We start from the raw sequence: 20,316 nt of genomic DNA, 5'->3' as shown, positions 1-20,316 counted from the left end.
TGTACCAAGTGGTACATGTACCATCTGGTTCAATGGAGCGCAAGGAGCCAAAGCGCAAGCTGTTGGACGCGGCGGTCGACCACCTGTCGCGGACCGGCGTGACCGGGCGCAGCCTGCGCCAGCTGGCCGCCGAGCTGGGCACCAGCCACCGGATGCTGATCTACCACTTCGGCTCCATGGAGGGCCTGCTGGTGGAGATCGTCCGCGAGGTCGAGGCCCGGCAGCGGGCGGCCCTGGCCGACCTGGACGACACCCTCGACCCCGCTGAACTGGCCAAAGCCTTCTGGCGGCGGTTCACCGACCCGGCGCTGTACCCCAACGAGCGGCTGTTCTTCGAGCTGTACGGCCAGGCGTTGCAGGGTCGTCCCGGCACCGAGGCGCTGCTGCCCGAGGTGGTCACCGCGTGGCTGGCGCCGCTGGCCGCCCTGGCCAGGAGTCACGGACTCGACGAGCGGACGGCCCTCGCGCATGCCAGGCTGGGGTTGGCCGCCACCCGGGGCCTGCTGCTGGACCTGCTCGCGACCGGCGACCTGGCCGCCGTGAACGACGCGATGGACCTGTTCGTGGACATGTACGTGGCCGGACTGCGCCGACATTGACTCGGTTTACCCATGCCGTATGGGTAAGTTGACCCATTTTGTGAACCAGGTCTGGCGCGGTTGGGAACCGTCGCGCCAAGCTGCGAAACATGGGCAGCATCTCGGTCGTTCTCGCCGACAGTCACGACATCGTGCGCAACGGGCTGCGCGCGGTGCTGGCGTCGGAGCCCGACATCCGGGTCGTCGCCGAGGCCGAGGACACCGCCGCCGCCGTCCGGGCCGCCGCCATGCACCGGCCCGACCTCATCGTGACCGACTTCGACGCCGCCGCCGTCCGCGAGCTGCTGCGGTCCGTGCCCGGCGGGCGGGTGCTGGTGTTCACCCTCGCCGAGGACGACGACTCGATCTACCAGGCCATCCACGCCGGGGCCCGCGGCTACCTGCTGAAGTCCGCCCAGGCCGCCGAGATCGTCCGGGCCGTGCGTGGCGTCGCCGCCGGCGAGGCCATCTTCGGCGAGGGCGTGGCCCAGCGGGTCACCCAACTGCTCACCGCCCCCGCGCAACGGGCCGAGGAGGCCTTCCCCGAGCTCACCCGCCGGGAACGCCAGGTCCTCGACCTCATCGCCGACGGCCGCTCCAACTCGGCCATCGCCCGCCAGCTGCAGCTGGCCCCCAAGACCGTCAGCAACCACATCTCGGCCATCTTCACCAAGCTGCGCGCCGCCGACCGCGCCGAGGCCATCGCCCGCGCCCGCGACGCCGGCATCGGCACCCGCCCCCGCCACCTGACCTCGGTAACCGGCTAGGCGCGAGTCCCGCTGGGGTAAAGAAGGGCGGCGGGCGGACACCCAAACCACACACACCACGCGGAACCAGCAACTCGCCTGCCCGAGAGCGGGACTCGCGGAGAATCCGCAACTCGCACTGCCCCACCCCCGACGCCACATGTGGACCACATTCGACTACTGGCGTCGAATGTGGTCCACATGTGGCAGAAAATGGGGGGTGAGGGGTCAGGAGCTGAACGCCGAGTCGAAGGACGCCTCGGGCGGCTCGATACGGGTCATCGACCGCACAAACGCCAGGGCATCCGGCGCGCCCGTAAGCCGGTCCATACCGGCGTCCTCCCACTCCACGGAGATCGGCCCCTCATAGCCGATGCTGTTGAGCATCCGGAAGCACGCCTCCCACGGCACATCCCCATGCCCGGTCGACACGAAGTCCCATCCACGCCGCGGATCCCCCCACGGCAGGTGCGAGCCGAGCCGACCGTTGCGGCCGTTGAACCGCTTGACCGACTCCTTGCAGTCGACGTGATAGATCCGATCCCGGAAGTCGTAGAGGAACCCGACCGGATCCAGGTCCTGCCACACGAAATGACTCGGGTCGAAGTTGAGCCCGAACGCCGGCCGGTGGCCGATGGCCTCCAGGGTCCGCGCGGTGGTCCAGTAGTCGTAGGCGATCTCGCCGGGATGCACCTCGTGCGCGTAGCGGACGCCGACCTCGTCGAAGACGTCGAGAATCGGGTTCCACCGATCGGCGAAGTCGGCGTAGCCGCGTTCGATCATCGAATCCGGCACCGGCGGAAACATCGCCAGGGTGTGCCAGATCGAGGAGCCGGTGAAGCCAACCACCGTGCTGACGCCCAGCTTCGCCGCAGCGCGGGCGGTGTCGGCGATCTCGGCGGCGGCCCGCTGCCGCACGCCTTCGGGATCGCCGTCGCCCCACACCCGGGGGTGCAGGATGTTCTGGTGCCGCTCGTCGATGGGGTGGTCGCAGACGGCCTGGCTGGTCAGGTGGCACGAGATGGTCCAGCACTGAAGGTTGTGCCGGGCCAGGGTTTCCTTGAACTTCGGCAGGTACGAGTCGTCGGCCAGGGCCGCCTGCACGTCGAAGTGGTCACCCCAGGTGGCGACCTCCAGGCCGTCGTAACCCCAGCCCGAAGCCAGCCGGCAGACCTCCTCGAACGGCAGGTCGGCCCACTGCCCGGTGAACAGCGTCACGGGACGAACCATCACACACCCCTCAGTGAAATGCCTTGTTGCACGGCGTCGAGCACCCGCTGCACCTGCAGACCCTCCTCGAACGACGGCGAAAGCTCCGTGCCCGCCACCACCCCGGTCACGAAGTCCCGCACCTGGTGGATGAACGTGTGCTCGTAGCCGATGATGTGCCCGGGCGGCCACCACGCGTCCATATACGGATGCGTCGACTCGGTGACCAGGATCCGCCGGAAGCCGGCGGTCCGGGCGTCCTCGGCGCCGTCGTAGAACTGGAGCTCGTTCATGGCTTCCTGGTCGTAGGACAGGGTTCCCAGCGAGCCGCTGACCTCGATCCGCATGGCGTTCTTGCGGCCGGTGGCGAACCGGGTCGCCTCGAACACGCCGAGCGCGCCGCCGTCGAAGCGGGCGGTGAACACCGCGGCGTCGTCGACGGTGACCGGCCCCCGGCCGGAGCCGTCGAGCTTGGGCCTGGAGTCGACGAACGTCTCCAGCACGCCACCGACGGCGGAAATCCGTTGCCCGGTCAGGAACTGGGCCATGTCGATGCTGTGCGCGCCGAGGTCCCCGAGCGCGCCGGAGCCGGCGCTGGCCGCGTCCAGCCGCCAGGTCAGCGGGAAGTCGGGGTCCACCAACCAGTCCTGGAGGTACTGGGCCCGGACCTGCCGCACGACCCCGATCCGGCCGGCGGCGACCAGCTGACGCGCCAGGGCCAACGCCGGCACGCGGCGGTAGTTGAACATCACCATCGAACGGCCCCTTGCGGAGGCCGCCGCGGCCACCATGCGCTCGGCCTCTTCGACCGTGTTGGCCAGGGGCTTCTCGCACAGCACGTGCTTGCCGGCTTCGAGAGCGGCGATGGCGATCTCGGCGTGGCTGTCGCCCGGCGTGCAGATGTCGATCACGTCGAGGTCCGGCCGGTCGATCACGGCCCGCCAGTCGGTGGCCGCCTCCGCCCAGCCGTACTTGGCCGCCGCGGCCTCGACCTTGTCCTTGGACCGCCCGCACACCACGGCCAGCTCAGGCGTGACCGGCAGGTCGAAGAAGCGGCCGGCGGTGCGCCAGGCGTGCGAGTGCGCCGCCCCCATGAAGGCGTAGCCGATCATGCCGATCTTCATGCCGTCACCGCCGCCGGTCGCTCGCAGGTGCTGCAGATCGCCACGGACGTGCCGGTCTCGGCCGCCCGCAGCAGGCATTCCATCACGTCCAGCACGTGGTACGCCAGGTCCCCACCGGCCCGGTGGGGCGTTCCCTCCACAATGGACCGTGCCATGTCGGAGACGCCGAAGCCCCGTCCGGCGTCCGGGTAGCCGGCCCGTACCGGCAGGTCCACCCACTCCTCGCGGAAAATCTGGACAGTGCCGGCGAAGCCGTTGGGGTCGGGCACGGACAGACTGCCCTCGGTGCCGTACACCTCGATCCGCGGCAGCTGCGCGCCCCAGATGTCGAAGCTCATCATCAGCGTGGACAGCTCGCCGCCGACGTGCTCCAGCACACCGGTCACATGCGTGGCCACCCGCACCGGAATGCTCGTCCCGGCCCGGGGTCCGCTGCCGATGACCCGGGTGGCCCGGGGTGCCGACGACATGCCGACCACCCGCCGCACCGGCCCGAGCAGCGTCACCAGCGCGGTCAGGTAGTACGGCCCCATGTCCAGCAAGGGACCACCGCCGGGCTCGTAGTAGAACTCCGGGGCCGGGTGCCAACGCTCGTGGCCCGGCGTGGTCATGAACGCCGTCGCCGCAACAGGAACACCGATGTCACCGGCGTCCAGGCTGGCCCGGGCCGTCTGCACACCGGTGCCCAGCACGGTGTCCGGCGCGCACCCGACGACAACGCCAGCCGCACGGGCCGCGTCCAACACTGATCGGGCCGACGAAGTGTCCGCTGCCAACGGCTTCTCGCCGTACACGTGCTTGCCCGCGCGGATGGCCGCCAGCGCGACTTCGGCGTGGGCCAAGGGAATCGTCAAATTGAGCACGATGTCCACATCGGCCGCCGCGTACAGCTCCTCCGGCGTGCACGCGATGACGTCGGCCTCGGCGGCCAACGACGAAGCCTTCGAAGCGTCGATGTCGGCGATCCGCGTGATCAGCACGTTGTCCAGGCGGGGCAACGTCTTGACGTACTGGCCGCTGATGTTTCCCGCGCCGACGATGCCGATCCTCAACGCGTCGCCCATGACATCCCCTCGATGATCATCCGGTCCACCTCGGGCACGTCGAAGTCGTCCAGCTTGTGGCCGATGGTGGTGACAAAAACCCTGCCGTCGCCCCATTTCCGGGTCCAGGTGACCGGAAGTGTGGTGCCGTCCTCGACGAAGTCGGTCACCGCCAGCACCTCCACCGCCGGATCGGTGTGCACGTAGTACTGCTCGGTGTGCACGTCGAACTTCGTCCCGTCGGCGCGCACCGTGTAGTCGACGAACTGGGGCGGGTGGTAGACGAACTGCCCGCCGGTCATCAGCTGGTACCGGGTCTCGGTGCGGAACGAGTCGACGATTCCCCCGTGCCAGCCGGCGAATCCGGTGCCGGCCCGCACCGCCGCGGTCAGCCCCTCCACCTGCGGCCCGGTGATCTCGCCCATCGTCCAGCACTGCACGATGAGGTCCGTCCGGCCCAACAGCTCGGCGTCCAGATAGCTGTCCAGGGTGTCCGAGGTTGTCACCTGATAGCCGAGGGCGCGGAGCTCCCCGGCGTAGCGGTCGCTGGCCTCGACGGGGACGTGCCCCGGCCAGCCGCCACGAACCACGAGCGCGGTTTTCATGTGCCCCCATTCATCGGACGCCAGGCGTGCACGGGCGTGAAGCCGAGCAGTTCCCGGCTCAGCCCCAGGGAGAACGGTACGGCGAACCCGTCGAGCGGGCCATCCAGTCGGGTGGTCGGGTGGTACCGGCGCATCAGTTCCACGGTCGGCACCAGCGAGGTCGTGTCCGGCGCCGCCACGTTGACCAGCGCGTGTCCCTCGACCCGGGCGGTCAGCGCGGTGATCACCGCCCGGCCGGCGTCGCGGGTGTCGATCCAGCTCCACAGCGACGCCCGGTCCGCGCCGGGATCGCGCTGCACGTATTCCAGGTGCCCACGAAGCCGTTCGCCGGTGCCGATGAACGGGAACCGCAGGCTGATCACCTCGCTGCCCCAACGCCGGCTGACCGTCTCCCCGATCAGCTCGCCAACCAGTTTGGACAGCCCGTACACATCGTCGCCGACGTACGGGTGCCGCTCGGTCACCGGCGCGAACACCGGCGACTGCGGCCGGCTGGACCAGGCCAGTCCGACGGCGGAAAGGCTTGACACGTAGACGATCCGCTTCACCCCGGCCCGGCCGGCGGCGTCCAGCAGCTGGAACGTGGCGTCCACGTTGTTGCCGAACACCTCCGGCTCGGCCGCGCTGAGCGGGGACGGCAGCGCGGCGGCGTGCACCACCGCGTCCAGCCCGGCCAGCAGCGGCTCCAGCTGCTCGCGGTCCCGCAGGTCGCCGACATGGCGGTCGTGGGCCAGGACTTCGTGGCCGGCGAGCTGCTCGACGATCTCGGCGCCGAGCATGCCGCCGGCCCCGGTGACCAGGACCCGCATCAGCCCTTCACCGCGCCCTGCAGGCCGTTCACGAAATACCGTTGCAGCAGCACGAAAAGGATGATCACCGGGATCACGATGATCAGCGATGCGGCCATCAGCACGTTCTCCTGCGGTGCGGTGGACGAGTTCAGGTTCTGCAGCGCCAGCGGCAGCGTGTACCGCGACGCGTCGTTCAGCGACACCCTGGTCAGCACGTACTCGTTCCAGGTGGGCACGGCGGTCAGCAGCGCGATGGTGATCAGCGCCGGCCGTGAGACCGGCAGGTAGATCGACCAGAAGGTGCGCAGCTCGCCGGCCCCGTCGCAGCGGGCCGACTCCTTCAGCTCCCCCGGCACCGACCGGAAGCTGTTGGTGAGCAACATGATGGACAGCGGCGCGGTGCCGTTGACGAACGGCAGGATGATGCCGGGGAAGGTGCCGATCAGTCCCAGCTTCTGCTGGAGGATCACCACCGGCAGCAACACCGTCACGCCGGGCACGAACAGCAGCGCCACGAACATGCCGTAGAGCAGCGTGCGCCCGGGGAACCGCAGCACCGCGAAGGCGTAGCCGGCCAGCGAGTACACCACCAGCACGCCGAGCGTGGTGAACCCGGTGACGATCAGGCTGTTCCCGAAGTAGGTGAAGAAGTGCAGCTCACCCCAGGTGTGGATGAGCGTCGCCAGGGTCGGATTCGACGGGATCAGGTGCCCGTCGAGCAGGATCTCCTTGCTGTCCTTCAACGCCCCGGACACCATGAGCAGGAACGGATACAGGCTGATCAGCGCGTACCCCGTGAGCAGCACGTAGACGACCACCCGGGCCCTCACGTGCGGCTCCGCAGCGCCCGCAGGTTGACCAGCGCCAGCAGCAGCGCGATCACGAACATGATCCAGCCCAGCGCGCTGGACAGGCCCAGGGTCGGCTTGAACCCGGAGAAGAACGCCAGGTTGTACGACTCGAGCCCGAGCACCAGCGTGTGCCCGCCGGGGCCGCCGTTGGTCATCAGCAGGAAGATCTGGAAGCCCTGCAAGGCATCCCGGACGTTGAGCATGATCACCGCGCCGGTGATCGGCAGCAGCAGCGGCCAGATGATGGACCGCATCGTGCGCAGGCCACCCGCTCCGTCCACGGTGGCCGCGTCGAGCACGGCCTGGTCGATGGACTGCAACCCGGTCAGGTACAGGACCATCGCCACCGGCACCGCGCCCCACGACATCACCACGATCAGCGTGGGCAGCGCGGTCGCCGGATTGCCCAGCCAGCCCTGGGGTTGGGACAGCGAACCCAACCCCAGGCTGCGCAGGATGAAGTTGAGCGAGCCGTCCGGCTGCAGCGCGTACGTCCAGGCGTAGAACAGCGCGATGCCGGCGGTCACCTGCGGCAGGAAGAACACCGTGCGGAACGCCGACCGCAGCCAGGTGATCCGGTTCAGCGCCACCGCCAGCGGGAAGCCGATCAGCACCGTGAGCAGCGGCACCCCGATCATCACCACCACGGTCCGCACCGCCGCGCCCTGCACGATCGGCGCGATGGTCGGGTCCCGGTAGAGCACGTCCAGGTAGTTGCCGATGCCCACCCAGGTCCAGGTAGGGGTGAAGCCGTTCCACCGGGCGAAGCTGAGGGCCAGCCCGTAGCCGACGGTGTAGAGGCCCATCACCGCGAACAGGGCCACCGCCGGCAGCACGAAGATATAACCGGTCAAAGCCTCCCGGCTCCGGACACGCGCCGCCATCGGCTACTTCCCGCTGTTCGCGGCGGTGTTGTAGGTGCCGAGCTGGGCGTTGGTCGCAGCCGGGTCCAATTCCTTGAGCGGCGACATCTTCACCAGGATGTCGCCGGCGTTCTCGATGTCCCAGGTCGAGCCCTTGAACGTGGTGGCGCTCGGGTCGTAGGCGTTCGCGCCGGTACCGAACGCAGTCTCCATTGCGCTCAGGTACGGCCCGACCTGCTTGGCCGCGTCCGCGCCGAGATCGGTGGCCGGCAGGTCCAGCGCCGCCTGCGCGAACGCGCCGGCCTGTTCCTTCTGCGTCAGGAAGTCCACCCACCTCAGCGCCGCGTCCCGGTTCGCCGTCTGCGAGGACACCGACAGGGCGGTCAGGGCGATCGGCGCGAGCTTGAGGTCGCTGGTGACGCTGCCGTCGGCCGGCGGGATCGGGAAGGACAGGATGTCGTCGGCCGACATGCCGTTCTGCTGGATGGCCGAGATGGTGAACGTGCCGCCGATGTCGAAGGCCGACTTGCCCTGCGCGAACGCGCGGTCGGCGTCGTCGATGCCCAGCGTCTGCGTGCCGGCCGTCCAGTACGGCGTGAGCTGGTTGTACAGGTCCAGCACCTTCTGGCCGTTGGGACTGCCCCACGCCTTGGCCTTGTCGGTGCCGTACAGCGCCTGGAAGTCCTGCTGGCCCAGCAGCGCGTAGGCCAGCGGCTCCATCGCCCAGTCGAAGCCGGTGGACGAGCTCTTCAGGCCGACCGTGATACCGCCGCCGGCCGGGTCCTTGTCGTGCGTGGCCTTCAGCCAGGAGATCAGCTCCTGCCAGCTGGCCGGCGGCTTCGACGCGTCGATGCCGGCCGCCTTGAGCTGTGGCTTGCTGGCGTAGACGATGCCGAAGGTGCCGGCGGTGAAGGGCACACTGTACAACTGTCCCTTTTGGACACCGGGGTCGGTCGCCTTGGGCTTCAGGGAGTCCTGGTACACCTTGTCGGTGATCAGGCCCGCGTCCGCGGTGCCCTTGAGGAACCGGCTCTTGTACTGGTCGTTCACGTCGGGCGAGAGATCGCTGACGATGCCGGCCCCACCGAGCACCCGCTCCTCGCCGGCGGCGTGCAATTCCAGTACGTCAGCCACGTTGTGGCTGGCAGCGGCGCTCTGGACCTTGCTGGTGAAGGTGTCGTCCGGCGTGTAGGCGGTGATGTTCACCGTGATGCCGGTCTGCGCCTTGAACTTGGCCGCGGCCGCCTCCAGGGCTTTGACGTGGGTCTGTTTGAACGTCCACATCGACAGCGTGGTCCCGTCGCCGGAGCCACCGCCGCCGCAGGCCGTGGTGAGCAGGGCCAGGGCCGCCACCACCGCCAGGACTCTTCCGCCGCACCACTTTGTGCCCATGACGTCCTCCGCCAAGTCGGCTGTCCCTCGGTCGAGTGAGCCAGACCATAGTTACGGCCATTTAACCGGTCAATAGGCCAAGCGGGACCGGTCCAGATTCGGTCATGCCTGGTTCTAGGTCGCGTTAGACATGCTAAAGTGGCCCGGTTCCAGCCAGGTGATCTCGAAGGGCGAACCCGGATGGCAGCGGCGACCGGCGGCGACAAGCCCCCGCTCTACCAGCAGGTCAAGCGCGAGCTGCTGGCCGCGATCGCCGCCGGCGAGTACGCGCCGGGCCGGCCGTTCGTCACCCAGCGGGAGATCTGCGAACGCTTCAACGTCAGCCACGCCACGGCCGTGCGCGCCTTGAACGACCTGGCCAACGAGGGCTATGTGGTGCGCCGCCGCGGGCAGGGCACCTTCGTCGCCGACCGGCCGCCGGCCGCGTCGGCGCCGTCGGACAAGACCATCGCCTGCGTGTTGCAGAACCAGGGTCCGCACGTCGGCCAGATCCTCACCGGCATCGAGGAAGTCTGCGCCGACCTGGGCTATCGGCTGTTCCTCAACCACTGCGAGAACGATCCGGCGCGCGAGGAGAAAGTGCTCTGGAACGCGTTGGAGCACCAGGTCAGCGGGATCATCGTGTACCCGGCCGAGGGGTCGACGGTGATCACCCCGTACGCCGAGGCGCGGCGGCGAGGCGTGCCGCTGGTGATGGTCGACCGGTACCGTCCCGATCTGGCCACGGATGCCGTGGTGGCGGACAACATGGCGGTCGGCCGCGAGCTGACGACCGCGCTGATCGAGGCCGGACACCGGACGATCGCCACGCTGTGGGACGAGATCGACGTGACCAGCATCCGAGACCGGCTCGCCGGCCATGTGCAGGCGTTGCGGGAGCACAACATTCCGGTCCGCCCCGACCTCACGGTGCTGCGCCGCTACCGGGAGCAGTCGGCCGAGGCCCGGCGGGCGATGCTCAACGAGCTGTTGCGGGGCAGCCAGCCGCCGACGATATTGTTGTGCTCCAACGGTTATGCGCTGGCCACCGTCGCGCAGGACCTCGTGGCGCTGGGCCTTGAGGTGCCCGGCGACATCGACCTGGCCTGTATGGACGACGCCGGCCCCTTCGACGTGCTGCCGCTGACCGCGGCGGCGATTTCCCTGCCGGCCCGGGACATGGGCCGGCAGACGATGACCCTGCTGCACGAACGCGTGACCGGTGCGGCGACCGAGACACAGCTGCTGGTGCTGCCGGTGACTGTCCAAAAGCGACAGACGTCGGCCGGCTACATGCGCATTTCCCGGCTGGAACAGGGGGCATAGTGACCGGACTGCCGGAGGTTCTACCGCCGTGGGCGCCGCGTGACTCGCTGAAGGTCACGGCTGTCCGCGCGATTGTCACTGCGCCGGAAGGTATCCCGCTCGTTGTCGTCCGGGTCGACACATCCGAGCCTGGCCTGTACGGCCTGGGCTGCGCCACCTTCACGCAGCGGTTCGCGGCGGTGGCGGCAGCGGTGGACGAGCACATGGGGCCGCTGGTGATCGGCCGCAGCCCGGCCGACATCGAGGACATCACCCGGCTCATCCACTATTCGGCCTACTGGCGCAACGGTCCGGTGCTGAACAACGCGCTGTCGGGCATCGACCAGGCGCTGTGGGACATCATGGGCAAGCGTGCCGGCCTGCCGGTGTACGAACTGCTCGGCGGGCGCAGCCGGGCCGGCATCGAGGTCTACTCCCACGCCGCCGGCGCGACCGCCGACGAGACGCTGGACGCGGCCGAGGCGTTGCTGGAACAGGGATATCGGCACGTGCGGCTCCAGGTCGGCGGCCCCGGTCTCGGCACCTACGGCGCGCCCGGCTCGCGAGGCGGCTACCCTCGGTCGCCGCATCCCGACGGCTGGGACGTCCGCCAGTACCTCAACGACACTCCCCGACTGTTCGCCGCCGCCCGGGAACGACTCGGTGATGTCAGCCTGATGCACGACGTGCACAGCCGGCTGACGCCGAAGCAGGCGATCGTGCTGGCCCGGGCGCTGGAGCCGTACGCACTGTCCTTTTTGGAGGACGTGATCCCGCCCGAGCACTACGACCAGCTGCCGGCCGTGCGGGCGGCCTCGCCGGTGCCGATCGCGGTCGGCGAGCAGCTCGGCTCGGTCACCGACGCGGCCCGGCTGATCAAGGACGGCGGCGTGGACCTGTTGCGGCTGCACACGTCCGCGATCGGCGGCCTGACCCCGACCCGCAAACTGGTCGCCCTGGCCGAACTGCTGGGCGTGCGCACCGCCTTCCACTCCCCCGGCGACATCTCGCCGGTCGGCGTGGCCGCCAACCTGGCCGTGGACGTGTCCACGCCGGCGTTCGGCTACCAGGAGTCCCACACCTACAACGAGGCCACCCACGAGGTTTTCCCCGGCACGCCGGTGGTTCGCGACGGTCACCTGTACCCGTCCGACCAACCGGGCTGGGGTGTGGACATCGACGAGGTCGCGGCGGCGAAGTTCCCGCCCACGAAGTTCCTGCACGAACGCTGGTCGGCACGGGTGCGCCGGCCGGACGGAGGTCTCGAAGCTCCCTGAGCCGGAGGTCGCCCCCGCATGCACGACGACCGCAAGATCGTCGAGGAGCGCATCGCCAAGTTCCTCGCCGAACGTCTCCACCCCGCCCTGCACTCGGAGCGGACCGCCCTGGACGTGACCCCGCTGAGCATCGGCGACACCTGGGGAAAACCCTGGTCCACCACCAGGTTCGAGGTCTCCGGCCGGATTCCGGCCGAGTGGGCCGGCCGGCGGGTGGAGGCCGTGTTCGACCTCGGCTTCGACCTCACCCGAGGTCCGGGCGGCCAGGCCGAGGCGCTTGTCCTGGACACAGAGGGCAATCCGGTGCAGGGCCTGCACCCGTACCATCGCAGCCTGCCGGTCGTCGGCCCCGAGGTGCGGCTGGTGGTCGAGGCCGCGGCTAATCCGCCCATCGTCGCCAGCGCCGCCCGTGGCACCCAGTACGGTTCGTTGGAAACGGCCGGCGACGAGCACCTTTATGTCTTGCGGCAGGCGGATCTGGCCGTGCGCGACGAGGACGTGTGGCACCTGATGCACGACGTCGAGGTGCTGTCCCAGCTCATGCACGTGTTACCGGTGCACACCCCGCGCCGGCACGAAATCCTGCGAACCCTGGACCGCTGCATCGACCTCCCGTTCGCCGAGGGCCGCGCCCTGTTGGCCCCGTTGTTGTCCCGCAAGGCCCACGAGTCCGAGCACACGCTGGTCGCCATCGGGCACGCGCACATCGACTCCGCCTGGCTGTGGCCGATCCGGGAGACGATCCGCAAGTGCACGCGAACGTTCACCAACATCGTGGCGCTGGCCGAGGAGTATCCGGAACTGGTGTTCGCTTGCTCCTCGGCGCAGCAGTACGCGTGGCTCAAGGAGCACCAACCGGTGGTGTACGAACGGATCCGGGCCGCGGTGAAGGCCGGCAACTGGGTCCCGGTCGGCGGCATGTGGGTGGAGGCCGACGGCAACCTGCCCGGCGGCGAGGCACTGGCCCGGCAGCTCGTGCACGGCTCGCGGTTCTTCCTCGACGAGTTCGGGGTGCGCACGGATGGCGTCTGGCTACCGGACTCTTTCGGTTACACCGCGGCCTATCCGCAGCTGGCCCGGCTGGCCGGGGCCGAGTGGTTCCTGACCCAGAAGCTGTCCTGGAACGAGACCAACCGGCTGCCGCACCACACCTTCTGGTGGGAGGGCATCGACGGCACCCGAATCTTCACCCACTTCCCACCGGTGGACAGCTACAACGCCGAGCTGACCGGGGCGGAGCTGGCCCACGCGGCGGCCAACTACGCGGAGAAGGGCGTCGGCACCCGGTCGCTGGTGCCGTTCGGCTTCGGCGATGGCGGCGGCGGGCCGACCCGCGAGATGATGGAGCGGGCCCGGCGGCTGCGTGACCTGGAGGGATCGCCCAAGGTCCGGATCGGCTCGCCGTCGGAGTTCTTCCGCGAGGCACGGGCCGAGTACCCGGACGCGCCGGTGTGGCGGGGCGAGCTGTACCTGGAGACCCATCGCGGCACCTACACCAGCCAGGCCCGAACCAAACGTGGCAACCGCCGCAGCGAGGCCTTGTTGCGCCACGCCGAGCTGTGGGCGGCGTCGGCCGCGGTCCGGCTCGGCACACCCTATCCGCACGAGGAGCTGGACGCGCTGTGGAAACGGGTGCTGCTGCACCAGTTCCACGACATCCTGCCCGGCTCCTCGATCGCTTGGGTGCACCGAGAGGCCGAACAGGCGTACTCCGAGATCCACAGTGGACTGGATGCGGTGATCTCCGCCAGCGCGGGCGAGGGCGAGGCGCTACTCAACGCCGCTCCGGTCGAACGCCGCGAAGTCGTGATCGTCTCGTCAGCGCCGCCGGTCGGCGGGCAACGGCTGTCCGACGGGCGGTATGCGGCCTTCGGCCGGGCGCCGGCGCTCGGGGTCGGCGGTTTCCTGGAGTTCAACGCCCACCCGGTGCGGGCGACCGGAAAGTTCGTGCTGGACAACGGCTTGATCGCGGTGCGGATCGACGAGCAGGGGCTGGTCCGGTCGGTGCGGGACCACGCCACCGGTCGTGAGGCGATCGCCCCCGGGGCGGCCGGCAACCTGCTTCAGCTGCATCCGGACGATCCGGTCAAGTGGAGCGCCTGGAACCTGGACGCGTCCTACCGTCGCGTCCGCCGGGACCTGGACACCGCGGTCTCGGTGGAACTGGTCGACGACGGGCCGTTGGTGGCGACGGTGCGGGTCCGGCGGGAGACCAGGCGGTCGGTGATCGTGCAGGATCTGCGGCTGGCGGCGGGTTCGCGTTTGCTGGAGGTCGACACCGATATCGACTGGCAGGAACGGGACACGGTGCTCAAGGCGGCCTGGCCGCTGGACGTGCTCGCGGCGGAGGTCGCCGCCGAGATCCAGTTCGGGCACGTCAAACGGCCCACGCACGAGAACACCAGCTGGGACGCAGCCCGTTTCGAGCAGTGGGCGCACCGCTTCGTGCACGTCGCCGAGCACGGCTGGGGCGTCGCCCTGGTCACCGATTCCACCTACGGCTACGACGTGAGCTGCGACGGCCGCGCCACCACCGTGCGTTTGTCGCTGCTGCGATCGCCACACAGCCCCGACCCCGATGCCGACCAGGGCCGGCACCAGTTCCGGTACGGACTGCGGCCGGCCGCGGACCTCGGTGACGCGATCATGGCCGGCTACACGTTCTCGCTGCCGCTGCGGCCGGCGTCCGATCGCTTGCGGGGCAAGCCGTTGGTGTCGGTGGACAACCCGAACGTGGTGGTGGAGGCGGTGAAGCTGGCCGACGACCGGTCCGGCGCAGTAATCGTCCGGCTCTACGAGTCGCGCGGCGGCCGCGCCCGCGCGCTGGTGTCGGCCGACTTCGACGTGACCGCGGCGCACGAGACCGACCTGCTGGAACAGCCGGTCCGGGACGTCGCGTCGCGGGGCAACGCGGTCCAGCTGTCGTTGCGCCCGTTCCAGATCGTCACGCTGCGCTTGGAGAGGTGATCGTGCACCCCAGCCCGTCCCGCGCCGAATGGGAGCGCCTGGCCGACTCGATGCTGTTGGCCGTGCGCCCCTGGGCCACCGACACGCACGCGCTGATCCACCTGCCCGGCCCGGTGAGCATCAGCGGCCGCTGGAGCGACGGGCTGGAGGGCTACGCGCGCACGTTCCTGCTGGCCGCGTTCCGACTGGCCGGGGCCGGCGGCGACGATCCGCACCGGCTCGCCGAGTGGTACGCGCGGGGTTTGGCCGCCGGGGTCGACCCGGTCAATCCCGACCGCTGGCCGCGGTTCGGGGAGTGCGGACAGGCCAAGGTCGAGGCGGCGTCGATCGCACTGGGACTGCACCTGACCCGGCCGTGGCTGTGGGACCAGCTGAGTCCCCACACGCAGCAGCAGCTGCTGGACTGGCTGGCCCCGATGGTCGGCGACGCCATGCCGGCCAACAACTGGGTGTGGTTCCGGGCCGTCACCGGCGCGTTCGCCCAGACCGTCGGCGGGGCTTGGAGCCAGGACGACTTCGACCACGCCATCGAGTGCACGGATCGCTGGTATTCCGGCGGGGGCTGGTATTCCGACGGCCTGTCCGGCGGCCAGTTGCGCAACTTCGACCACTACAGCGGCTGGGCGATGCACTTCTACCCGCTGCTGTTCTGCGAGATCACCGGCGACACGGAGCTGGCTTCCCGATACCGCAAACGCTTGCGGGCCTATCTTTCCGACTATGCACGACTGATCGGCGGCAACGGCTCGCCGCTCATCCAGGGTCGGTCGCTGACCTACCGCTTCGCGGCGCTCGCTCCACTGTGGATCGGGGTCCGGTACGACGCGACCCCGCTGCCGCCGGGGCAGACCCGGCGCATCGGCGGTCTGATGCTGGACCACTTCATGAACGCCGGGGCCCTCGATTCCGACGGACTGCTGACCTTGGGCTGGCACGGCCGGTTCCCGAGCATCCGCCAGGTGTACTCCGGGCCGGCGTCGCCGTACTGGGCCAGCAAGGGCTTCGCCGGCCTGCTGCTGCCGCCCGACCACGAGGTCTGGACCGCTGACGAGGTGGCGCTGCCGGTCGAGCAGGAAGACTTCTCCTTCCACCTGCCGGCCGCGGGCTGGACGGTCTCCGGCACGGTCGCCGACGGCGTGGTGCGGGTGGTGAACCACGGCAGCGACCACATCGATCCCACTGAACTGGCGACCGACGATCCCGTCTACGCGCGGATCGCCTACAGCACCCATGCCGCGCCGGAGATGTCGCCGCCGCTGGACTCCACGGCCACACTGGTCGACGGCGATGGCCGTGCCGCCCATCGCCGGCCGCTGCAGGCGCTTGCCCCCGGCATCTCCCGCAGTCGCGCGCATTGGCCCGCCGATGAGAGCTGGAATCCCTTCCATGGCCCCGAAACCACGTATAGGCTGGGCCCCTGGATCACCGTCGTCTCGGTGCTCCGCGGCGCCACCGAAGTTCGGCTCGTCCGGGTCGACGAGGCCGGTGGGTGCACCCATCCCGGGCCGTGGCGGCTGCGGATCGGCGGCTGGGCGACGGTTCCGGATTCTGGGCTGCATTCATCCCTGACCGATCTGGCCGGGTTCGGTGTGGTCGAGACACGACAGTGCAAGGACACCAACCCACTCGGGCCGGTGTCGGAGGTTCCCGTGCTGCTGACCGCCGCCGAGGTCGAGTACGGCCGTGTGTACGCCGCCGCCGTGCATCTCGGCGGTTCCCCGCTCGATGTGTTGCCAGCACTGGACATCACCGCCGACGTCGTCGACGTGCGGTGGCCTGACGGCCATGTTGACCGGGTGGCGATGCCGCCCGTCTAACCTTATGGAGGTCAACGATGACCCGCCGGTTATTGGTCCTGTTAGGACTGTTAGTCACCTTGGTCGCCGCGCTGGCCGTGCCGGCCACCGCGGCGCCCGTGTGGTATCCCAACGGGATCGGGGCCGATCTGGGCCCGAACCCGCTGACGCTGGGGGTCACCGCCACCGCCGGTGACAACGCCGCCGGCCTGCGGACCGGGACCGTGGGCGGCCACAGCTATTGGCAGACCGACGTTTCCGCCGGCACCAGCCACCTGGACTTCGCGCCCGATCCCGACTACACCGTCGCCGGGCCGGTGGTCGCCATGGTGACCTACTACGACAGCGGCACCGGCGCCATCAGCCTCAACGGCGTCTCCGTGGCCACGTTGGCCGGCAGCAACACATGGAAGCAGGCCGCGACCACGTTGCCGGCCCTAGCTTCCGTTCGGCTGAGCGGGGGCGTCTCCGACATCACCGTCGCCCAGATCCGGATCACCGCGGCCGGGCCGACCGCGACCCTCGGCTCGAACGCGACCAACACCGGCGTCACGCCCAATCCCGGCGACAACCCGTCCGGGCTGGTCACCGGCACCGCCGCCGGCCGCGACTACTGGCAGACCAACGCCGCCGCGCCCGCGCCGGCCACCAACTACTTCTACATGAACGTCGCCGACTCGTACGCGTACAACACCACGAACGTCGTGCTGGTCAGCGTCGACTACCTGGACGCCGGCAACGGCACCCTGGACCTCCAGTACGACTCCCCCGGCAACGACCTGCCGCAGAAGTTCAAGCCGTCGGAGATCGTGCACTACGGCGACACCGGAACCTGGCAGACCCACGACTTCGTGCTGAGCGACGCCATTCTCACCAACCGCACCAACGGTTCCGACTTCCGCATCGCCCACGACGGCTCGAACGTCGAGGTGAAGGTGGCCGCCGTGCGGGTCACCGTGATCCCGTCCGCTTTGGATGTCAAGGCCGGGCTGCGCAACCTGGTGGCCCAGGCCAACCTCACCGTGTACGGGGCACGCGAGGGCGCCCGGGACGGCCAGTACCCGGCCGGCTCGAAGGCCGCCTTCAGCGCCCAGATCGCCAAGGCCCAGGCGGTGGTCGACGACCAGAACGCCACTCCCGCCCAGGTCAAGGCCGCACAGCAGGCGCTCTACGACAGCTACCAGGCATTCAAGGCGTCCGCGGTGAACACCAACGTCGCCGCGGGCAAGCCGCTGTCCACCGGCCCGGGCTGGACCCAGGTCGACCTCGGCCGGGCCCAGCCGGTCAGCGACGTTTTCGTGCAGTGGGGCCCGGCCTTCTCGCACGACTACAAGGTGCAGACCTCGGTCGACGGCTCGTCGTTCACGACAGTCGGCGAATCCGGTGCCACCGACCCCAATTCCGTGTCCCGCACCGACTTCCCGGCCGTGACCGCACGCTACGTCCGCCTGGCCTATGACGGCACGGCGAACGTCAGCGACCTCCAGGTCCGCAACCAGCGGGTCGTCACGCCCAAACCGCAGCTGATCAAGACCAAGTACCCGACCGCCGACCCGGTGATCGCCGACTTCGTGGTGTCCGGCGCCGATCCCAATGGTGTCAAGGATTCCACCAAGGCGCTCCAGGCCGCGCTGTACGACTGCTACGACGCCGGCGGTGGCACCGTGTGGCTGCCCGACGGCACCTACCGCGTCACCGACACCGTTGAGGTGCCGGCGTTCTGCACGCTGCGCGGCGACCGGCGTGATCCCGACCACGGCAGCGGCAGTTACGGCACCGTGATCAGCGCCGATCTGCCGTCCGGTGACAACGGCCCGGTGCTGTTCCGGATCGGCGGCAGCGCCGGCGTGATCGGGCTGACCACCTACTACCCCCACCAGAGCGCCACTTCGCCGGTGCCGTACAGCTACACGTTCGAGATCACCGGCAGCGCGTGGGCCAGCGACGAGAACTACATGATGGGCACGGTTTCCGACGTCACCATGCTCAACTCGTACCGGGGCATCGGCATCAGCACCATGCTCGACGAACGCGGCCGACCGCCGGCCGTCGGGCAGACCCACGAGTCCGCGACCGTGCGCAACGTCCGTGGCACCGCGCTGTTCGAGGGCGTCGAGGCCTACAACGGGGCCGACGTCGGCACCTGGGAGAACATCACCTTCTCCAACTCCTACTGGGCTTCCGCCCCACTCCAGTACAACCCGCCGTCACGCTCCACTATGGACGTCTGGACCCGGGCCCACGGCACCGGATTCGTGCTCGGCGACCTGGAGTGGGACCAGTTCAACACCATCGCCGCCGCCGACTACCACGTCGGCATCCACATCGTGCCCGGCCAGCGCGTCGACTTCGCCGGCGCGTTCCAGGGCGTGGAGCTCAAGCGCACCGACACCGCCCTGCTCGTCGAGCAGTTCGACTCCCGCTGGGGCCTGATGATCGGCGGCGGCATCCTGGACGGGGCCGTCACCAACCAGTCCGCAGGCTTCGTCAAGCTGACCGACGTCAAGGTCACCGGCGCCATCTCCGGAATCGTCTACCAACTCGCCGGCAAGGCCCCGGCCTACGACACCTCGCAGCCTTCACCGCGGCCTTCACGCAATGCCCTGTACGTCACGGATGCCTCGCACGGCAACGGTTTCGTGCCGGCCGCCGATGCCACCGCCGGCATCCAGCGGACCCTGGATCGCGCCGGCCGTGACGGCGGCGGCACCGTCTACCTGCCGGCCGGCTGGTATCGGGTGTCCGGGCAACTGGTTGTTCCCGCCGGGGTCGAGCTGCGCGGCGCTTCCGCCCTGCCCAACCGGGACGAGGACGGCAAGAGCGGCGGCACCGTGCTGATGTCCTACTCCGGCCGGGGCACCGCCACTCCCGACACCGATCCCGCTCTTGTCACCTTGAACGGCAGCGACTCCGGCGTTCGGGGCCTGCGGGTCTTCTACCCCGGCCAGAACCCCGCCGCCACCGACGGCCTTGTCGCCTACCCGTACGCCATCCGCGGCCACGGCACCGGGACGTACGTGATCAACGTCGGCCTGCCCAACGCCTACAACGGCATCGACCTGTCCACCTTCCGCAACGACGACTTCTTCGTCGGCAAGCTCTCCGGCACCTTCGTGCGGCACGGCATCACCGTCGGCCAGTCCACCGGCGGCCACATCAACGGCGTCCTGTCCAACGGCAACACCTATGCCCGACTGGGCTTCTACCTGCCCAACTGGTTCTCCGGATCCAACCTGTTCCCCCAGGTCATCGACGGCTACACCCGCAAGTCCTCCGACCTGATCACCGTCGACGGCGCCCGTGCCCTGACCATCACCGACGCCTTCGGCTACGGCCTGCACGACGGCCTTGTCGTCAACTCCGGCGACGTGCACGTCTTCAACCTCGGCACCGACAACCTCGGCGCCGACGGCTACACCGTCAAGGCCACCGGCGGTTCCACCACCGTGCTCAACCTGCTGCGGTACAACGGAACCACCAGCACCGGGCCGGTCAAGCTCATCAACGTCATGGCCATCAACATGGTCCAGTCCGCCATCTCCGTCACCGCGTCGGCCGGCGGGACCGCTTCGGTGGCCGGCACCGAGACCGAACCCGGCAAGTACGAGAACGGCAGCTCCGTCACGGCGACCGCCAAGGCCGCCGCCGGCTACCACTTCGTCGACTGGACCATCAACGGCACGGAGGTCTCCACCTCCGCCACCTACACCTTCCCCGTCACCACCAACGCCACCCTCACCGCCAACTTCACCCACTAACCCCCGCGAGTCCCGCTCTCAGACAACTGAAC

The 20,316-nt window shown here is 69.4% G+C and carries 15 protein-coding genes; 7 read left to right on the top strand and 8 right to left on the bottom strand.

The window, feature by feature from the left end; translation table 11 throughout:
* The first annotated feature begins 32 nt into the window (after positions 1-32).
* Both JJ691_RS01445 and JJ691_RS01440 read left to right on the top strand, forming a co-directional pair.
* Positions 33-599, top strand: coding sequence for a TetR/AcrR family transcriptional regulator (locus JJ691_RS01445; protein ID WP_211766977.1), 567 nt, complete (start codon positions 33-35; stop codon positions 597-599).
* An 89-nt stretch (positions 600-688) separates the two neighbouring features.
* Positions 689-1,345 (top strand): LuxR C-terminal-related transcriptional regulator, encoded by a 657-nt coding sequence (locus JJ691_RS01440; RefSeq protein WP_211766976.1) that lies wholly within the window; start codon positions 689-691, stop codon positions 1,343-1,345.
* 207 nt (positions 1,346-1,552) lie between these two features.
* On the opposite strand, the gene JJ691_RS01435 is transcribed toward JJ691_RS01440, so the two are convergent.
* Genes JJ691_RS01435 through JJ691_RS01400 form a run of 8 tightly spaced genes read right to left on the bottom strand, consistent with a single transcriptional unit; the run spans position 1,553 to position 9,202 of the window.
* Entirely contained in the window at positions 1,553-2,554 is a 1,002-nt protein-coding gene (locus tag JJ691_RS01435) for a sugar phosphate isomerase/epimerase family protein (protein WP_211766975.1), read from the bottom strand.
* Positions 2,554-3,657 carry a Gfo/Idh/MocA family protein gene (locus tag JJ691_RS01430; protein WP_211766974.1) on the bottom strand — a complete coding sequence of 368 codons (1,104 nt, stop codon included), beginning with the start codon at positions 3,655-3,657 and terminating at the stop codon, positions 2,554-2,556. Before JJ691_RS01430 ends, JJ691_RS01435 begins: the two co-directional genes overlap by 1 nt.
* Entirely contained in the window at positions 3,654-4,721 is a 1,068-nt protein-coding gene (locus JJ691_RS01425) for a Gfo/Idh/MocA family protein (protein ID WP_211766973.1), read from the bottom strand. The genes JJ691_RS01430 and JJ691_RS01425 overlap by 4 nt, the downstream gene beginning before the upstream one ends.
* The gene (locus tag JJ691_RS01420) at positions 4,706-5,305 is read right to left on the bottom strand and encodes a ThuA domain-containing protein (RefSeq protein WP_211766972.1); all 600 of its coding nucleotides are present in this window, start codon (positions 5,303-5,305) and stop codon (positions 4,706-4,708) included. The genes JJ691_RS01425 and JJ691_RS01420 overlap by 16 nt, the downstream gene beginning before the upstream one ends.
* Positions 5,302-6,114, bottom strand: coding sequence for an NAD-dependent epimerase/dehydratase family protein (locus tag JJ691_RS01415; RefSeq protein WP_211766971.1), 813 nt, complete (start codon positions 6,112-6,114; stop codon positions 5,302-5,304). The genes JJ691_RS01420 and JJ691_RS01415 overlap by 4 nt, the downstream gene beginning before the upstream one ends.
* Positions 6,114-6,926, bottom strand: a complete 813-nt coding sequence (locus JJ691_RS01410) for a carbohydrate ABC transporter permease (protein ID WP_211766970.1) — start codon at positions 6,924-6,926, stop codon at positions 6,114-6,116. The genes JJ691_RS01415 and JJ691_RS01410 overlap by 1 nt, the downstream gene beginning before the upstream one ends.
* Positions 6,923-7,831 (bottom strand): carbohydrate ABC transporter permease, encoded by a 909-nt coding sequence (locus tag JJ691_RS01405; protein WP_211766969.1) that lies wholly within the window; start codon positions 7,829-7,831, stop codon positions 6,923-6,925. The genes JJ691_RS01410 and JJ691_RS01405 overlap by 4 nt, the downstream gene beginning before the upstream one ends.
* 3 nt (positions 7,832-7,834) lie before the next feature.
* On the bottom strand, positions 7,835-9,202 hold the full coding sequence (locus JJ691_RS01400; protein ID WP_211766968.1) for an ABC transporter substrate-binding protein: 1,368 nt from the start codon (positions 9,200-9,202) through the stop codon (positions 7,835-7,837).
* 180 nt (positions 9,203-9,382) lie between these two features.
* Here JJ691_RS01400 and JJ691_RS01395 point away from each other — a divergent pair, with 180 nt between their 5' ends.
* The 5 genes from JJ691_RS01395 to JJ691_RS01375 are packed head-to-tail and all read left to right on the top strand — an operon-like array spanning position 9,383 to position 20,284.
* A complete protein-coding gene (locus JJ691_RS01395; RefSeq protein ID WP_211766967.1) occupies positions 9,383-10,507 on the top strand; it encodes a LacI family DNA-binding transcriptional regulator in 1,125 nt (374 codons plus the stop codon).
* Positions 10,507-11,763: an enolase C-terminal domain-like protein gene (locus JJ691_RS01390; protein ID WP_211766966.1), complete on the top strand. Its 1,257-nt coding sequence runs from the start codon at positions 10,507-10,509 to the stop codon at positions 11,761-11,763. The genes JJ691_RS01395 and JJ691_RS01390 overlap by 1 nt, the downstream gene beginning before the upstream one ends.
* Before the next feature lie 18 nt (positions 11,764-11,781).
* Positions 11,782-14,730 carry an alpha-mannosidase gene (locus JJ691_RS01385; protein WP_211766965.1) on the top strand — a complete coding sequence of 983 codons (2,949 nt, stop codon included), beginning with the start codon at positions 11,782-11,784 and terminating at the stop codon, positions 14,728-14,730.
* Complete coding sequence (locus tag JJ691_RS01380; protein WP_211766964.1) at positions 14,727-16,547, top strand: DUF2264 domain-containing protein; 1,821 nt, start codon at positions 14,727-14,729, stop codon at positions 16,545-16,547. The genes JJ691_RS01385 and JJ691_RS01380 overlap by 4 nt, the downstream gene beginning before the upstream one ends.
* 17 nt (positions 16,548-16,564) lie before the next feature.
* Complete coding sequence (locus JJ691_RS01375) at positions 16,565-20,284, top strand: glycosyl hydrolase family 28-related protein (RefSeq protein ID WP_211766963.1); 3,720 nt, start codon at positions 16,565-16,567, stop codon at positions 20,282-20,284.
* Positions 20,285-20,316: the final 32 nt, after the last annotated feature.

The sequence above is a fragment of the Kutzneria sp. CA-103260 genome, from assembly GCF_018263855.1.
Lineage (GTDB): Bacteria > Actinomycetota > Actinomycetes > Mycobacteriales > Pseudonocardiaceae > Kutzneria.
The sequence above is the reverse complement of the archived record's forward strand: the minus strand, read 5'-3'. Positions and strand labels throughout refer to the sequence as shown.

What these genes read in the sequence shown, in the direction of transcription:
- JJ691_RS01445 (WP_211766977.1), top strand. Translation starts at nt 33, where the DNA reads ATGGAGCGCAAGGAGCCAAAGCGCAAGCTGTTGGACGCGGCGGTCGAC.
- JJ691_RS01440 (WP_211766976.1), top strand. Translation starts at nt 689, where the DNA reads ATGGGCAGCATCTCGGTCGTTCTCGCCGACAGTCACGACATCGTGCGC.
- JJ691_RS01435 (WP_211766975.1), bottom strand. Translation starts at nt 2,554, where the DNA reads ATGGTTCGTCCCGTGACGCTGTTCACCGGGCAGTGGGCCGACCTGCCG.
- JJ691_RS01430 (WP_211766974.1), bottom strand. Translation starts at nt 3,657, where the DNA reads ATGAAGATCGGCATGATCGGCTACGCCTTCATGGGGGCGGCGCACTCG.
- JJ691_RS01425 (WP_211766973.1), bottom strand. Translation starts at nt 4,721, where the DNA reads ATGGGCGACGCGTTGAGGATCGGCATCGTCGGCGCGGGAAACATCAGC.
- JJ691_RS01420 (WP_211766972.1), bottom strand. Translation starts at nt 5,305, where the DNA reads ATGAAAACCGCGCTCGTGGTTCGTGGCGGCTGGCCGGGGCACGTCCCC.
- JJ691_RS01415 (WP_211766971.1), bottom strand. Translation starts at nt 6,114, where the DNA reads ATGCGGGTCCTGGTCACCGGGGCCGGCGGCATGCTCGGCGCCGAGATC.
- JJ691_RS01405 (WP_211766969.1), bottom strand. Translation starts at nt 7,831, where the DNA reads ATGGCGGCGCGTGTCCGGAGCCGGGAGGCTTTGACCGGTTATATCTTC.
- JJ691_RS01400 (WP_211766968.1), bottom strand. Translation starts at nt 9,202, where the DNA reads ATGGGCACAAAGTGGTGCGGCGGAAGAGTCCTGGCGGTGGTGGCGGCC.
- JJ691_RS01395 (WP_211766967.1), top strand. Translation starts at nt 9,383, where the DNA reads ATGGCAGCGGCGACCGGCGGCGACAAGCCCCCGCTCTACCAGCAGGTC.
- JJ691_RS01385 (WP_211766965.1), top strand. Translation starts at nt 11,782, where the DNA reads ATGCACGACGACCGCAAGATCGTCGAGGAGCGCATCGCCAAGTTCCTC.
- JJ691_RS01375 (WP_211766963.1), top strand. Translation starts at nt 16,565, where the DNA reads ATGACCCGCCGGTTATTGGTCCTGTTAGGACTGTTAGTCACCTTGGTC.